General features: G+C 71.0%; 15 protein-coding genes and 1 pseudogene. 8 read left to right on the top strand and 8 right to left on the bottom strand.

What is annotated here, in order from left to right; genetic code table 11:
• Nucleotides 1-5 precede the first annotated feature (5 nt).
• The 3 genes from ACFQU3_RS00705 to ACFQU3_RS00695 all read left to right on the top strand — a co-directional run bounded on the left by ACFQU3_RS00705 (nucleotide 6) and on the right by ACFQU3_RS00695 (nucleotide 4,200).
• Complete coding sequence (locus tag ACFQU3_RS00705; protein ID WP_385904984.1) at nucleotides 6-911, top strand: diacylglycerol/lipid kinase family protein; 906 nt, start codon at nucleotides 6-8, stop codon at nucleotides 909-911.
• Nucleotides 908-3,778: a DEAD/DEAH box helicase gene (locus tag ACFQU3_RS00700; protein WP_385904981.1), complete on the top strand. Its 2,871-nt coding sequence runs from the start codon at nucleotides 908-910 to the stop codon at nucleotides 3,776-3,778. Before ACFQU3_RS00705 ends, ACFQU3_RS00700 begins: the two co-directional genes overlap by 4 nt.
• A 221-nt stretch (nucleotides 3,779-3,999) precedes the next feature.
• Nucleotides 4,000-4,200, top strand: a complete 201-nt coding sequence (locus ACFQU3_RS00695) for a cold-shock protein (protein ID WP_385904978.1) — start codon at nucleotides 4,000-4,002, stop codon at nucleotides 4,198-4,200.
• Nucleotides 4,201-4,411: 211 nt separating this feature from the next.
• On the opposite strand, the gene ACFQU3_RS00690 is transcribed toward ACFQU3_RS00695, so the two are convergent.
• The 3 genes from ACFQU3_RS00690 to ACFQU3_RS00680 form a co-directional block, all read right to left on the bottom strand.
• Complete coding sequence (locus tag ACFQU3_RS00690; RefSeq protein ID WP_385904975.1) at nucleotides 4,412-4,636, bottom strand: hypothetical protein; 225 nt, start codon at nucleotides 4,634-4,636, stop codon at nucleotides 4,412-4,414.
• Nucleotides 4,637-4,846: 210 nt separating this feature from the next.
• A complete protein-coding gene (locus tag ACFQU3_RS00685) occupies nucleotides 4,847-5,218 on the bottom strand; it encodes a VOC family protein (protein ID WP_385904972.1) in 372 nt (123 codons plus the stop codon).
• 64 nt (nucleotides 5,219-5,282) lie between these two features.
• Nucleotides 5,283-6,224: a 5'-3' exonuclease H3TH domain-containing protein gene (locus ACFQU3_RS00680; protein ID WP_385904969.1), complete on the bottom strand. Its 942-nt coding sequence runs from the start codon at nucleotides 6,222-6,224 to the stop codon at nucleotides 5,283-5,285.
• A gap of 147 nt (nucleotides 6,225-6,371) precedes the next feature.
• On the opposite strand from ACFQU3_RS00680, the gene ACFQU3_RS00675 reads away from it, so the two are divergent.
• The gene (locus tag ACFQU3_RS00675; protein ID WP_385904968.1) at nucleotides 6,372-6,830 is read left to right on the top strand and encodes an Lrp/AsnC family transcriptional regulator; all 459 of its coding nucleotides are present in this window, start codon (nucleotides 6,372-6,374) and stop codon (nucleotides 6,828-6,830) included.
• A 58-nt stretch (nucleotides 6,831-6,888) separates the two neighbouring features.
• Here the strand turns inward: ACFQU3_RS00675 and ACFQU3_RS00670 are convergent.
• The 5 genes and pseudogenes from ACFQU3_RS00670 to ACFQU3_RS00650 form a co-directional block, all read right to left on the bottom strand.
• Nucleotides 6,889-7,823 (bottom strand): annotated as a pseudogene (locus ACFQU3_RS00670) (threonine/serine dehydratase).
• A 24-nt stretch (nucleotides 7,824-7,847) separates the two neighbouring features.
• Nucleotides 7,848-9,140 (bottom strand): multidrug effflux MFS transporter, encoded by a 1,293-nt coding sequence (locus ACFQU3_RS00665; protein WP_385904965.1) that lies wholly within the window; start codon nucleotides 9,138-9,140, stop codon nucleotides 7,848-7,850.
• Nucleotides 9,137-9,634 carry a Cys-tRNA(Pro) deacylase gene (gene ybaK, locus ACFQU3_RS00660; RefSeq protein WP_385904962.1) on the bottom strand — a complete coding sequence of 166 codons (498 nt, stop codon included), beginning with the start codon at nucleotides 9,632-9,634 and terminating at the stop codon, nucleotides 9,137-9,139. Before ybaK ends, ACFQU3_RS00665 begins: the two co-directional genes overlap by 4 nt.
• On the bottom strand, nucleotides 9,634-10,254 hold the full coding sequence (locus ACFQU3_RS00655) for a TetR/AcrR family transcriptional regulator (RefSeq protein ID WP_385904959.1): 621 nt from the start codon (nucleotides 10,252-10,254) through the stop codon (nucleotides 9,634-9,636). Before ACFQU3_RS00655 ends, ybaK begins: the two co-directional genes overlap by 1 nt.
• A 42-nt stretch (nucleotides 10,255-10,296) precedes the next feature.
• Nucleotides 10,297-11,739: a KamA family radical SAM protein gene (locus ACFQU3_RS00650; RefSeq protein WP_385904956.1), complete on the bottom strand. Its 1,443-nt coding sequence runs from the start codon at nucleotides 11,737-11,739 to the stop codon at nucleotides 10,297-10,299.
• Between the two features lie 136 nt (nucleotides 11,740-11,875).
• Here ACFQU3_RS00650 and ACFQU3_RS00645 point away from each other — a divergent pair, with 136 nt between their 5' ends.
• Genes ACFQU3_RS00645 through ACFQU3_RS00630 form a run of 4 tightly spaced genes read left to right on the top strand, consistent with a single transcriptional unit; the run spans nucleotide 11,876 to nucleotide 15,835 of the window.
• Nucleotides 11,876-13,003, top strand: coding sequence for an L-erythro-3,5-diaminohexanoate dehydrogenase (locus ACFQU3_RS00645; protein WP_385904953.1), 1,128 nt, complete (start codon nucleotides 11,876-11,878; stop codon nucleotides 13,001-13,003).
• The gene (locus ACFQU3_RS00640) at nucleotides 13,000-14,613 is read left to right on the top strand and encodes a lysine 5,6-aminomutase subunit alpha (protein ID WP_385904950.1); all 1,614 of its coding nucleotides are present in this window, start codon (nucleotides 13,000-13,002) and stop codon (nucleotides 14,611-14,613) included. Before ACFQU3_RS00645 ends, ACFQU3_RS00640 begins: the two co-directional genes overlap by 4 nt.
• Nucleotides 14,610-15,377 (top strand): OAM dimerization domain-containing protein, encoded by a 768-nt coding sequence (locus tag ACFQU3_RS00635; protein WP_385904947.1) that lies wholly within the window; start codon nucleotides 14,610-14,612, stop codon nucleotides 15,375-15,377. The genes ACFQU3_RS00640 and ACFQU3_RS00635 overlap by 4 nt, the downstream gene beginning before the upstream one ends.
• Nucleotides 15,374-15,835, top strand: coding sequence for a hotdog domain-containing protein (locus ACFQU3_RS00630; protein ID WP_385904944.1), 462 nt, complete (start codon nucleotides 15,374-15,376; stop codon nucleotides 15,833-15,835). The genes ACFQU3_RS00635 and ACFQU3_RS00630 overlap by 4 nt, the downstream gene beginning before the upstream one ends.
• Nucleotides 15,836-15,848 lie beyond the last annotated feature (13 nt).

The raw sequence follows: 15,848 nt of genomic DNA, 5'->3' as shown, positions 1-15,848 counted from the left end.
CGGGTGTGTCCCAGCGTGTCGCCCTGATCGTCAACCCCACCTCCGGGAAGGGCGTGGGGCGGGAGATCGGCGCCGAGACCCGCCGCCTGCTGCGCGAGGCCGGCCACGACGTCCTCGACGTCTCGGGCGACGGGTACGAGCAGGCGCGGGACCAGGCGTCCGCGGCGGTGGCCGACGGTGTCGACACCGTCGCCGTCGTCGGCGGTGACGGCATGGTGCACCTCGGTGTCAACGCCTGCGCGCAGACCTCGACCCGGCTGGCGGTGGTGGCTGCCGGCACCGGCAACGACTTCGCCCGCAACCTGGGTCTGCCCATCCGTGACGCGCGGTCGGCGGTCGCGCTTCTGGCGTCCGGGCGCACCCGGGAGATCGACCTCGGCCGGGTCAGCCACGGCGTGGCTGGGGAGAAGTGGTTCGGCGGGGTGCTCGGTGCCGGTTTCGACGCCATCGTCAACGAGCGTGCCCGGCGGATGACGTGGCCGTCCGGCCAGCTGCGCTACGCGCTTGCCGTGCTGCGTGAGCTGCCCGTCTTCCGGCCCATCCCGTACGTCGTCGAGCTCGACGGGCATCGGCTGGAGACCCGTGCGATGTTGGTTGCCGTGGCCAACACGTCGTCGTTCGGTGGGGGCATGAGGGTCTGCCCCGACGCCGACGTGGCCGACGGACTCTTCGACGTCATGGTGGTCCACGCTCTGTCCGTCGCTGCCTTCCTGCGGGTCTTCCCGAAGGTCTACTCCGGCACGCACACCACCCACCCGGCCGTCGAGATCCATCGCGCCCGGCGAGTTCGCTTGGAGGCGAGCGGTATCCACTCACAAGCCGACGGCGAGGCCTTTGCCGAGCTCCCGATCGACGCCGAGGTGGTCCCCGGCGCGCTGCGTCTCGTCGTGCCGTCGGAGGTGGCCGCATGATCGCCTCGTGGCCGCGCCTCGCGGAGTTCGCGGCGCAGTTCGACTTCCCGCTCGACGACTTCCAGATCGAGGCCTGCCGGGCGGTCGAGGACGGCCGCGGTGTCCTGGTGGCGGCCCCGACGGGCGCGGGCAAGACGATCGTCGGCGAGTTCGCCGTCCACCTCGCCCTCGCGACGGGGCGCAAGGCGTTCTACACGACGCCCATCAAGGCCCTGTCGAACCAGAAGTACACCGATCTCGTGCGCCGGCACGGAGCGGACCGGGTCGGCCTGCTGACCGGTGACGCCTCGATCAACGGCGAGGCGCCCATCGTCGTCATGACGACCGAGGTGCTGCGCAACATGATGTATGCCGGGTCGACCACGCTGCGTGGTCTCGGCTGGGTCGTCATGGACGAGGTCCACTACCTCGCCGACCGGTTCCGTGGGGCCGTGTGGGAGGAGGTCATCATCCATCTGCCGCCCGACGTCAGCGTCGTCTCGCTGTCGGCGACGGTGAGCAACGCCGAGGAGTTCGGGGCCTGGCTCGACGAGGTGCGCGGCGACACCGAGGTCATCGTCTCCGAGCACCGGCCGGTGCCGCTCTGGCAGCACATGATGGTGGGTCAGACCCTCTTCGACCTGTTCGTCGAGGAACGCGACTCACGCGAGGACGACGAACACTTCACGGCCGCCCCGGGCCGCTTCTCGGTGAGCGTCAACCCCGACCTCGTCCACGCGATCCGCGGCACCGAGGGCCGGGGCGCCTGGGACTCCCACTGGGTCAGCAACCGCGGCGGCCGTGACAAGGGCAGGTCGAAGTCGCGAAACGGGCGTGGCCGCGACGCGCGAGGTGGTCGCGACGACTGGGCCGGCCGCGGCCGGCGGGGGAGCGACTCCTCCGGCGGTCGTGGACCCGGCGGCGGGGACGGCGGGCGCGGCTTCGCCCGCGGCGGTCGCCCCGGAGGCGGGGCCACCCGGGCAGAGGTCATCGAGCGCCTCGAGCGGGAGGGTCTGCTCCCCGCCATCACCTTCATCTTCAGTCGTGCCGGCTGTGACGCCGCGGTCGGCCAGCTGCTCGCGAGCGGGATGCGCCTCGTCCCGGAGTCGGACGGCGAGGCCAACCGCCGTCTCGTGGAGGAACGCATCCAGGGGCTCGCCGAGGAGGACCTCTCGGTGCTCGGCTACTGGGACTTCGTCGACGGCATCTCGCGGGGTTTCGCCGCTCACCACGCGGGCATGCTGCCGACCTTCCGCGAGATCGTCGAGGAGCTCTTCACCGCGGGCCGCGTCCGCGCGGTCTTCGCGACGGAGACGCTCGCCCTCGGCATCAACATGCCGGCGCGCACGGTCGTGCTCGAGAAGCTCGTCAAGTTCAACGGCGAGAACCACGTGGACATCTCACCGGCCGAGTACACCCAGCTGACCGGTCGAGCCGGACGCCGCGGCATCGACATCGAGGGTCACGCCGTCGTCATCTGGAACCGTGGCCTGGATCCCGCCGGCGTGGCGGGTCTGGCCTCCACGCGCACGTACCCGCTGCGCTCGAGCTTCCGCCCGACGTACAACATGGCCGTCAACCTCGTGCGGCAGTTCGGCCGCGAGACTGCGCGCGAGATCCTCGAGACGTCGTTCGCCCAGTTCCAGGCCGACCGGGCCGTCGTCGGGTTCGTGCGCACCATCCGGCGCAACGAGGAGGCGCTGGCCGGCTACGCCGAGCAGATGACCTGCCACCTCGGCGACTTCACCGAGTACGCCGCGATCCGCAACGAGATCCGCAACGTCGAGAAGGAGGGGGCCAAGGCGCGCTCCGCGTCGGTGCGGGCCGCGGCGGCCATCTCGCTGGAGTCCCTCAAGCTGGGCGACATCGTGCGCATCCCCGCCGGTCGGCACAGTGGCCTCGCCGTCGTCGTCCTGCCCAACCGCGGCGGCAAGGGAGAGGCGCCCTCGCCCTCGGTCGTCACCGAGGACCACCAGCTGCGACGGCTGACCCTGCACGACGTGCCGACACCCCTCGAACCGCTGGGGTCGATGCGTGTGCCGAAGCAGTTCAACGCTCGCAACCCCAAGGCGAGGCGCGACCTGGCCGCCACCCTGCGCGCGACGATGCCGCACGACCCGCCGCCGCGACGGCGTGGCGCCGAACCCGATCCGGACGACCAGCGTCTCGACGGGCTGCGGCGACAGCTGAAGGCGCACCCGTGCCACCGCTGTCCCGACCGCGAGAACCACGCTCGGTGGGCCGAGCGCTGGTGGCGGCTGCGGCGTGAGACCGACGGACTCCAGCGGAAGGTCGACGGACGCACGAACTCCGTCGCCAAGACCTTCGACCGGATCTGTGACCTGCTCGTCGAGATGGGGTATCTCGGTGCGGGCGGGCAGACGGTGACCGCAGAGGGTGACCGGCTGCGTCAGCTGTACACCGAGAAGGACCTGCTCGCGGCCGAGTGCCTGCGTGTGGGCGCGTGGCGACGTCTCGACGCGCCGTCGCTGGCCGCGATCGTGTCGGCGCTGGTGCACGAACCGCGTCGTGAGGAGAGCGGGCTCACCCCGCGGTGGCCCAACGACGACGTGCGTGAGGCGTACGACCGCATGGTCGAGATCTGGTCCGACCTCGAGGACGCCGAGGGCGCCCTGACGCTTCCGCGCACCGGTATGCCGGACGGCGGGATCGCGTGGGCCGTGCACCGGTGGGCGAGCGGCCAGCGCCTCGAGGACGTCCTGCGGGGCACGGACCTCGCGGCCGGCGACTTCGTGCGTCGGTGCAAGCAGGTCATCGACCTTCTCGGCCAGCTCACCGACGCGGCTGACCCCGACCTCGCCGCGACGGCGCGCAAGGCGAGCGACGGTGTGCTGCGTGGCGTCGTCGCCGCCGACCGACTCGACTGACGCGCCCGGGCGACGAGCGTCCGGAGAGGCGGCACGAGTCGTCGTTTCGCGGCGGCCTCCGCTAGACTTCGCGGACCGTCGACGTTTTTGGTGCTCGTGTTCTCACACGCTCGCAGGAACGACCAGCGAGCGCAGTTTCTTCAGGTTTGAAGTGTTGCGTCGTCCGACGACACAGGGTCTCCCGTCCGGGCGTCCCATCTCTCAACCTGAAGGAGCCAGTCATGGCGCAGGGTACTGTCAAGTGGTTCAACTCGGAGAAGGGCTTCGGCTTCATCGCCCCCACCGAGGGCCCCGACGTCTTCGTCCACTACTCGGAGATCACCGGTAACGGTTACCGCAGCCTCGAGGAGAACCAGGCCGTCGAGTTCGACATCGAGCAGGGCCCCAAGGGTCCGCAGGCGATGCGGGTTCGCGCGGTCTGAGCCCACGGGCCCAGCAAGCACAGCCGTACGACGAAGGCCGGTCCCGTGTGGGACCGGCCTTCGTCGTGCCCGGCGCAGACGCAGCGAGGGCCCCGACGCCCCGTGCGCGTTGGCTGTCCGCCCATGCCCCGATCGTGCCCAGAGGAGCCCAGAGGAGCCCAGAGGCAGCCGAGAGGCAGCCCAAGGGCAGTCCGCGGTGAGGCCGGTCAGGTCACAGGTGGGTCAGCCGCTCGAAGGGGCTGTTGACGCGCACGAGGCCGGACTCGAAGCGCAGAGTCACCGATGCGCCGCTGCTCGCGACGACGACACCCAGGCCGTGACGCATGTGCGACACGCGGTCACCGACCGCGAACGTCTCGATGACGGGGGTGGGGGCCGGCCTGAACGGGCTGTTGGCGAGGTGGCGACGGCGGTCGGGCGTTCCGTGAGAAGTCACCCTTCAGTATGCGCCCTGCGCGGCTGTCCGCAGAGCCATGCGGGCGCCCAGGGGGTCGCTCTCCCGCTCACCGCGTGCGTGTCGTGACCGGATCGTGACCGGTTAGGGCGCCGCGGGACAGGTCCCTCCGGACCCCGACCGGTTCTCCCACACGCGCCTCCAAAGGCACACACACGGCGCAGATGCACCCGCCCGGTGGCTGGTCGCGCGTCAGTCGACCGACTCCTGCGCGGCCTGCCAGGCACCGAGCTCGTTGCCCGCCGGATCGGTGAAGAAGAACCTCCGGCCACCCGGAAAGTCGTAGGGCTCACGGGTGACGGTGCCTCCGGCGGCGACCACGGCGGACACCGTGGAGTCGAGGTCGTCGGAGTAGAGGAGCACGAGTGTGCCGCCCGGCGAACCGGACGCCTCCGGGTTGAGTCCCCCGACCTCGCCGTCGCCGTCAGGCGCCTGGATGCCGGCGTAGTCCGGCCCGTAGTCGTTGAAGGCCCAGCCGAACGCGCCGGCATAGAAGGCCTTCGAGGCCAACAGGTCCGGGGCGGCCAGCTCGACGTAGTCGATCGCGTGATGGATGTGGGCCATGTCGTCTCCTTCGGCGCCGTGTGTTGGCTGCGTGTGGGCTGCGTGTGGGGAGGGTGAGGGCTTGTCAGGCGATGCCGAGAGCGGTGACGACGCGGTCGAAGGAGGACGTGAGACCGTGCTCGACCGCGAGCTTCGACATGAGGACGGGGTCGGCCACCGACGTCGGGACCGTGATGTCCGCGTCGGGGAGCGGGGCGTCCTTGACGACCGCGACGACGCGCGGGGCCGCATCGAGGTAGTCGCCGGCCGCCTCGAGGCGCGCCCGCTGAGCCCCCTTGAGCGCGGGGTCTCCCGCGGCGATGGCCGCGCGCAGGGCCGAGAGCGTGCCGTACGTCGTGATGAGCTTGGCGGCCGTCTTCTCGCCGACGCCGGCCACCCCGGGGAGCCCGTCGCTCGTGTCTCCGCGCAGGACCGCCATGTCGGCGTAGGCGGCGCCGGTGCCGACGCCGTACTTCTGCGCGATGAACGCCTCGTCGACGAGGTCGGGTGAGCGCACGCCTCCACGGGCCGTGTACACGACGCGGACCTGGTTGGCGTCGTCGACGAGCTGGAAGAGGTCACGGTCGCCCGTGACGATGTCGATGGGCATCCGTCCGCTGTATGCCGTCGCGTAGGTCCCGATGACGTCGTCCGCCTCGCAGCCGTCGACCCCGACGCGCGCGATGCCGAGGGCGGTCAGCGCGTCGGCGATGATCGGCACCTGGACCGCGAGCGCCTCGGGGACCTGCTCGCCGGCGAGCTGGTCGTCGCCCGGCTCCGCCACGCGGTGGGCCTTGTACGAGGGGATCGCGTCCACCCGGAAGGCCGGTCGCCAGTCGTTGTCCCAGCAGGCCACGAGATGCGACGGCCGACCGCGCTCGACGAGTGAGGCGATCATGTCGAGGAGTCCGCGGACCGCGTTTGTCGGGACACCGCTCGGACCGATGACCTCCGGCACCCCGAAGAAGGCGCGGAAGTACAGCGACGCGGAGTCGAGCAGGAGCAACCGGGAGGCGGAGGACGGCATACGCGAGAGGCTACCGGGACGACCCGGCACGGCACCTCGCCCCGCCAGGGCGCGCTCGACGAGCACCGTGCTCTCGTCGCCCGGGCGAGGCGTACCGACATGAGGAATGGAGCCACCGCCTCACAACCCCTGGTCTACCCTTCGGCCATGGAAGATCTCGACCGTCGCCTCGTCGGCCTGCTCCTCGCGGACGGCCGGATGAGCTACACCGACCTCGGCAAGGCCACGGGCCTGTCCACCTCGGCGGTGCACCAGCGCGTGCGGCGACTCGAGGAGCGCGGGGTCGTGACGGGGTACACCGCCCAGGTGTCTCCCGAGGCGCTGGGTCTCCCGCTCACTGCGCTCATCTCGGTGACGCCGTTCGACCCGAGCGCGCCGGACGACGTGCCGGAGCGCCTTCGCCACATCTCCGAGATCGAGGACTGCCACTCGGTCGCGGGCATCGAGAGCTACATCCTCAAGGTGCGCGTCGAGACGCCGGGCAACCTCGAGGACCTCCTGGCTCGGATTCGCTCGGCCGCCAACGTCTCCACGCGCACGACGGTCGTGCTGTCGACGCCGTGGGAGGGCCGCAGCGCCTCCGCCGCGCCACGCGACGACGCCTGACACGCTGGGTTCGTCTGCCGTGTGCCGGCGGTCCGCTGCTCGGAGCCGTCTGGCCGCCTCAGAGGTCTGACGTGTCGGTGTTGGCCCCACAGAGGACGACGGCGATCCTCTCGTCCGGCTGGGGCCGGTAGGCGCCGGAGGTCAGGCCGGCCAGAGCCGTGGCGGCGCCGTGCTCGACGACGATGCGCCAGCGGTCCCACAGCATGGAGCGCGCCGCGACGATGTCGTCGTCGGTGACGACCACGCTCGTGACCGGAAGGCGGCTCGCGACGTCGAACGCGATCTCACCGAGCCGCCGGGCACCGAGCGAGTCCGCCGCGACCCCGGAGACCGGGACGTCCACGGGGTGGCCGGCGTCCAGTGCCGACCGGAGGGTCTGCGCACCCGTGGGCTCGACACCGACGACCGCCGCGGCGCCGTCGACGGCGGCCGTGACTCCCGCGAGAAGGCCGCCACCCCCGACGGCGACGACCACCGTGTCGAACCCCGCCGGCACCTGCTGCAAGAGCTCCAGCGCGAGCGTGCCTGCGCCGGCAGCGATCTCAGGCTGGTCGTAGGCGTGGCAGTAGAGGGCGCCGGTGCGTGACACCTCCTCCTGCGCCGCCTCGTAGGCGGTCGCGTACTCACGTCCGGCAGGACGACGCGGGCTCCATACCTCTCGAGCCGGGCGACCTTGACGGCCGGTGCCGTCTCCGGCACGAAGACCGTGGCGGGCACGTCGAGGCGGGCGGCCGCGTATGCGTTGGCCATGCCGGCGTTGCCCCCGGAGGCCACGACGATGCCGGTGCCCGGGTCGAGGACGCCGTCCTCACGTGCCCGGAGGATGCGGTTGAAGGCGCCCCTGGCCTTGAACGAGCCGGTGTGCTGGAGGTACTCGAGCTTGAAGACTGCGCGGCCGCCCGTCAGATCGCGGTCCACGGTGCACCACGGTGTGGTGCGCACGTGGTCGCGGATGCGGTCGCGGGCCTCGTCGACGTCGCTGCGCTGGATCACGGTCTCGACAGTACGACGCCGTCGTCAGAGCTGGTCGGTCGGCTCCACCGCCGGGCCGTGGACGTCGACGACGTCGTCCCGCGCGGCCCCGGAGCGCGCGAGCGTCCGGGTGCGGTGCCACCACCACAGCGCGAGGGCCGTCAGAGTCATGCAGCCGGCGACGACCGCAAGCGTCGTCAGAGACCCGCTCACCAGCGGGGACACGGCGCCGGCGACGAGGGCGTTGACGCAGGTGCTGAGGAACGACTGGAACGACGAGACGGCGCCTCGCTCGCGGGGCCGCGAGTCGAGCAGCGCGATCGTGAGGATCGGGAACACGAGCGAGACGCCGAACGACGCGGTGGCGACGGGCAGGACGGTCCAGACCAGTCCGGGGACGTCGACGACCGCCTGGTAGACGACGGCGAAGACACCTCCCGCCAGGGCCACGACCATGCCGGCTAGAACGAAGGCTCCCTGCCGGACCCGACCCGCGAGACGCCCCGTGAGGAAGGAGCCGAGCATCATCGTCACGACGAGGGGGACGAAGAGCACGCCGAAGTCGCGCTCACCGAGCCCGAGGTGGTCGACGACGATCGCCGGAGCCGAGGCCACGTAGAGGAACAGCGCGCCGAAGTTCAGCGCGATGGCGGCGCTGAGCCGCAGGACGCCGCCGTCGCCGGCGGCCGAGACGAACGACGCGATCAGCGGACGTGGCCGGAACGGGACACGAACGCCGGCCGGGTGCGTCTCGGGCAGCGAGGTCAGGGTGATCGTCACGAGGACCACGCCGTATGCCGACAGCACCCAGAAGATCGTGCGCCACGAGCCCCAGCCGAGGATCCACCCTCCGACGATGGGGGCGAGGGCGGGCGCCACTGCGAAGATCATCGAGATGTGGCTCATGAAGCGCTGTGCCCGTGCACCGTCGAAGAGGTCGCGCACGACGGTGCGCCCCACGATCATGCCGGCGCCCGCGACGAGGCCCTGCGCGGCTCGCGCGCCGAGCAGGAGCGGCATGCTCGGGGCCAACGCGCACAGGGCGCTCGCCACGGCATACAGCAGGCATCCGGTGACGATGACGCGACGGCGACCGAGCGCGTCCGACATCGATCCGTGGAAGAGGCTCGCGACGGCGAAGGCGAGGAGGTAGACACTCAGCGTCTGTTGCATCGTGACCTCGTCGACCTGGAGGTCGCGGGTCATGACGTCGAACGCCGGGAAGATCGCGTCGATGGTGAACGGCCCCACCATCGTGAGTGCGGCGAGGACGAGGACGAGGCGCAGACGGGACAGCCGCGACCCAGCCGCGGTGGGGGCCTCGCGGGTGAGGGTCACCCGCGCCCGATCCGGGCGCGCACGGCGCGGGTGAGGGTCGCCAGGTCGGCGGGGGAGAGCCCGATGTCAAAGCCGCGCCGCCCACCTGAGACGTAGACGATGTCGAAGCCGTAGGCCGTGTCGTCGAGCACCGTTGGGAGAGCGCGCTTCTGCCCGATCGGGGAGATCCCTCCGACGACGTAGCCGGTGCTCCGCTCGGCGGACGCCGGGTCGGCCATCGCCACGCTCTTCGTGCCGAGCGCGGCTGCCACCGCCTTGAGGTCGAGCTGTCCGTCGACGGGTACGACGCCGACGGCGAGTCCCTTGACAGTGTCGACGAGCAGGGTCTTGAAGACCTGCGCCGGGTCGACGCCCAGGGCCGCGGCGGCCTCCAGGCCGTAGCTGCCGGCCGACGGGTCGTGCTCGTAGGGGTGGCGGGTGTAGGCGACACCGGCGCGGTCGAGTGCCACGGTGGCAGGCGTGGAGGGCCCGTCGGGCTGGCGCTGCCGGCCCATCAGGCGTTCGCGACGGACGCGAGCCCGTCCCAGATCGTCGTGACGACGAGCTCGGTCGCCTCGTCGGCGGTCGTGCCCGGGTGGGCGCTGCGCCACACCGCGAGCCGCTCGCATCCGCCGATGAGGATCTCGGCCATGACCGTGACCCGGCGCGGCTCGAGCGCCGCGAACGTCGGCAGGGTGCGCAGTCCCTCGGCGAACGCCTTCGCGGTCTGCTGCCGGATGCGCTCGACGGACGCCGACGCCTCACCGATGAGGGCGCCCTCCGTGCGCAGCAGCGCGAACGCCTGCTCGTGCTCGTCGATGAACGAGAAGAACGCGTGGACGACGTCGCGCACCCGGTCGCGGGCCGGCGCCGTCGGCTGGGCGACCCACGAGTCGATCAGGGCCGCAAGCAGCTGGCCCCGGGCTCGTTCGATCGTGGCGGCGAGCAGGCCTTCCTTCGACCCGAAGTAGTCGTAGATGAGGGGCTTGGTCACGCCCACGAGCTCAGCGATCTCGTCCATCGTCGCAGCCTGGATGCCTCGGCTCGAGAAGACCTGCTCGGCCACGGCCAGCATCTGCGCCTCACGCTCGGCACGAGGCATGCGGACGCGGGTGCCGGGGGCGCGGGAGGTCACCGCCGCAGTCTACGTGCGGGCCCTGCTTGTGGCGGTCGCGTGTCAGACGAGCTGGGACTCGGCAGCGAGGCGGCTGTTGGCGGCCTTCTCGGTCGCCACGGCGAGGACCGACTCGTGGTCGACCGACGCGTGCCACCACTGCTGGCCCGACTCGGGGAGGGTGTAGATCGGGTCGTAGTACACGTACTCGCGCGACAGCGCCTCGGTGTCGTCGCCCTCGATCGAGGTGCGGTAGTTCTTGCGCCAGTAGGAGATCCCGCGCTCGGTGTCGTACTCCTCCACCTGGTGCACCCAACGCTTCCCCACGAACGGCACGTCGCAGACGATGCGCGGCGTCGAGAACCCCGGGAGGTAGCCCATCATCGAGTGCTGCAGGTGCTGGGCCTCGGCGAGCGAGAGCCGCCAGTGCTCGGAGAACGGGATCATGTCGCACATGTAGAAGTAGTACGGCGCGATCTGCGCACCGTCGGCGAGGGCGAAGCACAGGTCGAGCAGCTGCTCGGTGGTGTCGTTGACGCCGCGCATGAGGACGCCCTGGTTGCGGACGTCGCGGACGCCGGCGTCGAGCATCGCCTTCGAGGCGCGCGCGACCGACGGCGTCACGGACTGCGCGTTGTTGACGTGGGTGTGGATCGCGAGGGAGACGCCACGTGCCCGTGCCTTGGCCGACACCCGGCCCACGCCCTCGACGACGTCCTCGGCGAACCAGTGCTGGGGCAGGCCCATCAGCGCCTTCGTCGCGAGACGGATGTCACGGATGTTGTCGATGTCGAGGAGCTGGTCGATGAATGCCTCGAGGTTCTTCCACGGCATGTTGGCGACGTCGCCGCCGGAGACCACGACGTCGCGCACGACGGGCGAGGAGCGCAGGTAGTCGAGCATCGCGGCGTAGCGGTCGACGGGCTTGAGGTCGAACTTGAGCTTGGCGACCTGGGGTGTCGAGTTGCCGACGAGGTCCATGCGGGTGCAGTGGCCGCAGTACTGCGGGCACGTCGGCAGCAGCTCGGCGAGCACCTTCGTCGGGTAGCGGTGCGTCAGGCCCTCGGCGACCCACATGTCGTGCTCGTGGAGCGAGTCACGCGAGGCGTGCGGGTGCGACGGCCAGTCGGTGCGGCGGTCGGAGAAGACCGGCAGCATGTAGCGGCGGATCGGGTCGGCGTAGAACGCCTCGGTGAAGTCGTGACCGGCCGACGGCGCGGGGGTGTCGGTCGACGGGACCATCGTGTTGAGCATCTGCGGCGGGACGAGCATCGACATCGTCGCGCGCTCGGCCTGGTCCTTGGCGAGGTCGTCGTAGAAGCGGTCGTCGAGCAGGTCGCCCAGGAGGGTTCGCAACTGCTTGATGTTCCTGACACAGTTGACCCGCTGCCACTGTGCGCTGTCCCAGTCGGCCTGGGTGACGTCGGCCCATCCCGGGAACCGCGTCCAGTCGGGCTCGACGAGCTCGCGCCGATGGTAGGCGTAGGGCTGCTCAACCTTGCTCATGCCGGCAACAGTAATGGCACGGATGTCGTCGCTCAAACACGTCCGGGTCGCGGATTGGTGAAGATGTGCCTTTCGTGGCTCTATGCTGACGCAAGATCTTCGGCCTCCGTCCGTACAGACAGAAGGATTTGTGAACGTGTCAGACCCGATGTCGGCCGCCCCGGATCCCGTGGCCGCAGCCCGCGTGTCGTCGCCCGTCGGCCTCCACCGTGTCCTCGAGCCCAGCGGGGACGCCATCACGCTGCCGCAGGCCGCTCGCCGCCTCGACGCCCGGCCCGAGCTGTGGGACGACGAGGTGCGCATCGCGGTCGAGACCCTCAACCTCGACGCCGCGTCGTACCGCCAGCTCGCCGAGAAGCATGGCGTGGATGGGCAGGTCGACGGTGAGGCCGTTCGCGCCGAGGTGCTCGACATCATCGCGACACGCGGCAAGATGCAGAACCCGGTCACCGGTTCGGGCGGGATGCTCATCGGCACCGTCGACGAGGCCGGACCCGACAGCCCCCTGGGCCTCTCCGTGGGAGACCGTGTGGCGACGCTCGTCTCGCTGTCGCTGACGCCGCTCGCGATCACCGACAGGCTGGAGCGCTGGGACGGCCTCTCCGAGCAGGTACCCGCGGCCGGTCACGCCATCCTCTTCGGGCGCAGCATCGCCGCGACGCTGCCCGACGACCTGGACCCGCACCTCGCGCTCATGGTCATGGACGTCTGCGGCGCGCCGGCGCTCGTCGAGCGGGTCGTCGGGGAGTATGCCGTCCGCGGCGTCGCGCCGACCGTCGCGGTCCTCGGTGGGGCCGGCAAGTCGGGCTCGCTCTCCCTCGCCGCAGCGCGCGCCGCGGGCGCCGCCCGCACGATCGGCGTCGTGCCGGTGGAGCGTGAGCGCGAGGTCCTCGAGGCGAGTGGCCTCGCGGACGCGGTCGTGCTCGCCGACGCCCGCTCACCGCTCGGACTGGCCGCCGCGGTCGAGTCGGCCGGTGGCCCTGCCGACATCACCGTCGTCTGCGTCGACGTGCCCGGCTGCGAACAGCCCGCCATCCTGGCCACCGCGCAGGGCGGCACCATCATCTTCTTCAGCATGGCGACGAACTTCGCCGCCGCCGCCCTCGGCGCCGAGGGTCTCGCGGCCGACGTGCGGATGCTCATCGGCAACGGCTACGTCCCCGGCCACGCCGAGACCGCGCTCCGGCTCGTGCGCGAGGTGCCCGCCGTGCGGGCGCTCTTCGAGGGCCGGCTGGCGGCCGAGACGGCAGGATCGGACGCATGACGAGGCAGGCGCCCATGCTCGAGCTGGACCCCACCGTCGTACGGCGCGCCCGGTCCCTGGCCCGGAAGGCCGCGGCACCCGTCGTCACGATCGCCCGGAGCCACACGACCGTCTCCGTCGAGCGCGCGACCCTGCGTCTCGCGGGCCTGTCCGGCGCCGACCACGAGCGCGTGCCGTGGGTCAACCACCTCGTGAACGCCGTCCGCGACGAGGTGGGCCTCGAGCACGGTGTGACGACGCCGGTCTACGACGCGCTGCTGCGCGGCGAGGCACCCGACCTCACGACGCTCGCCCAGAAGGCCGCGAGCGGCAACGTCTCGTTCCGGCTGCCGACGGGGCGTGAGGGCTCGGCCGCCCGGCGCGCCGCAGCCAAGGGTGTCGGGGTCGGGTTGCGCACCATCGACCGCTCGCGCGCCACCCGCGACCGCCTTGTCCGGCGGCACGGCGACCCGAAGACGAAGCCGTGGATCTACCTCATCGTCGCGACCGGTGACATCTACGAGGACATCCCGCAGGCCCAGGCCGCCGCACGTGAGGGCGCCGACATCATCGCGGTCATCCGCTCGACCGGTCAGTCCCTGCTCGACTACGTGCCCGAGGGCGCGACCCGTGAGGGCTTCGCGGGGACGTACGCCACCCAGGAGAACTTCCGCCTGATGCGCGCGGCCCTCGATGACGTGAGCAAGGAGCTCGGTCGCTACGTGCGCCTGACGAACTACGCGTCCGGGCTCTGCATGCCCGAGATCGCTGCCCTCGCCGGCATGGAGCGTCTCGACATGATGCTGAACGACTCGATGTACGGCATCCTCTTCCGCGACATCAACCCGATCCGCACCTTCGTCGACCAGCGCTTCTCGCGCCAGGTCCACGCCCGCGCCGGCATCATCATCAACACCGGTGAGGACAACTACCTCACGACCGCTGACGCGGTCGAGGCGGCCCACACGGTCACCGTGAGCCAGCTGCTCAACGAGCGGTTCGCCAAGGAGGCCGGTCTCGAGGACTGGCAGCTCGGTCTCGGGCACGCGTTCGAGATCAACCCGGAGATTCCCGACAGCTTCCGGATGGAGCTCGCTCACGCGATGCTGGCCCGCCAGCTCTTCCCGGACGCACCGCTGAAGTGGATGCCGCCCACGAAGCACATGACCGGCGACGTGTTCCGCGGCTACCTGCTGGACGGGTTCTTCAACCTCGTCGGGGCGATGACCGGTCAGGGCATCCTCCTCGTCGGCATGATGACCGAAGCCGTCGTGACGCCGTTCCTGTCCGACCGTGACCTGGCGCTGCAGAACGTCCGCTACGTCATGAACGCGGCGAGCGGGCTCACCGAGGACTTCCACCCGCCGCGTGACGGCTTCATCCAGACCCGCGCCCGCCAGGTGCTCTCCGAGGCCGTCGACCTGCTCGACCGCATCGTCAGCGACACCGACGCCGCCGGGGACGCGCCACTGCTGGCCGCGATCGCGGACGGCACGTTCGGCCTCATGAAGCGTCCTCCCACGGGCGGCAAGGGGCTCGACGGTGTGTTCCGGCGCGCCGACGGCTACGACAACCCGGCGACCACCGCCCTCGACGCGTGGACGCCGCCGGCCCGGGGGGCGAAGCGATGAGCAGCGGCACGGCTGCGCAGGGCAACATCATCCGGCCCTACGGGGACACGACGGGCGACGGCATGGTGCAGATGTCGTTCACGCTGCCGCTGCCGCACGACAAGAAGGCCGAGGGCGCAGCGCTCCAGCTGGCGCGCAAGATGGGCCTCGACCCGGCGCTGCTCGTCCACGCCAAGGCCATGGGCCCGGACTTCACCTTCTTCGTGGTCTACGGCAGCTCGACCCACCTCGTGAACCTCGACGACGTGCACGTCGTCGAGCGCGAGTACCCGCTGCTCAGCGCCAAGGACGCGAACCTGGCGATCAGGAAGCAGCTGCGCCGCAAGCTCGTCGTCGTCGGTGCCTGCATCGGCACCGACGCGCACACGGTCGGCATCGACGCCATCCTCAACATCAAGGGCTTCGCGGGCGAGAAGGGCCTCGAGTACTACCGCGAGATCAAGGTCGTGAACCTCGGCGCCCAGGTGCTCGTACCCGACCTCGTCGCCCGGGCCCGCGCCGAGAAGGCCGACGCCGTCCTCGTCAGCCAGGTCGTCACCCAGAAGGACGCCCACATCCACAACACGACCCAGATGTCCGCAGCGTTCCGCGAGGCGTACCCGGCCGGCCAGGTGCCCGTCCTCATCGCCGGCGGCCCCCGCTTCGAGGACGGTTCGGAGAAAGCCCTCGGGGTCGACCGCATCTTCGGCCGCGGCACGACGCCCGGCGAGGTCGCGAGCTACCTCGTCCACGAGATCGGTCTCCGGAAGGGAAGGAAGCCATGACCGACGCCAGTACCGAGCCCACGGAGCCCACGGCTCCCACCACTCCGGCAACCGCCTCGACGACGCCCGCGGCCCGCACCAAGGCGAAGGTGGGGCTGCGCATCATGCACCGCCGCTACGTCCCGTACGGTCATGCGCACTACGCCGGCAACCTCGTCGACGGCGCCTACTCCCTGGCCGCGTTCGGCGACGTCGCCACCGAGATGTGCATCGTCACCGACGGCGACGAGGGTCTCTTCGCCTCGTACAGCGACGTCCAGTTCCGGTCCCGCATCACCGCCGGCGACGTCATCGAGATCTCCGCCGAGATCATCCGTGTCGGCACCCGCTCGCGCGAGATGGACTTTGAGGTACGCGTCGTGGGCCGCGGCAACCAGGAGCGCGGCGCGTCCGCGGCCGAGATGCTCGACCCGCCGATCGTGGCCACGACCGCGCGCGGCGTCGTCGTCGTACCCTGAGCCCCCTCGGCGT

The sequence above is a fragment of the Terrabacter sp. GCM10028922 genome, assembly GCF_042666095.1.
Lineage (GTDB): Bacteria > Actinomycetota > Actinomycetes > Actinomycetales > Dermatophilaceae > Terrabacter.
This window is presented reverse-complemented; position numbering and strand designations above follow the sequence as displayed.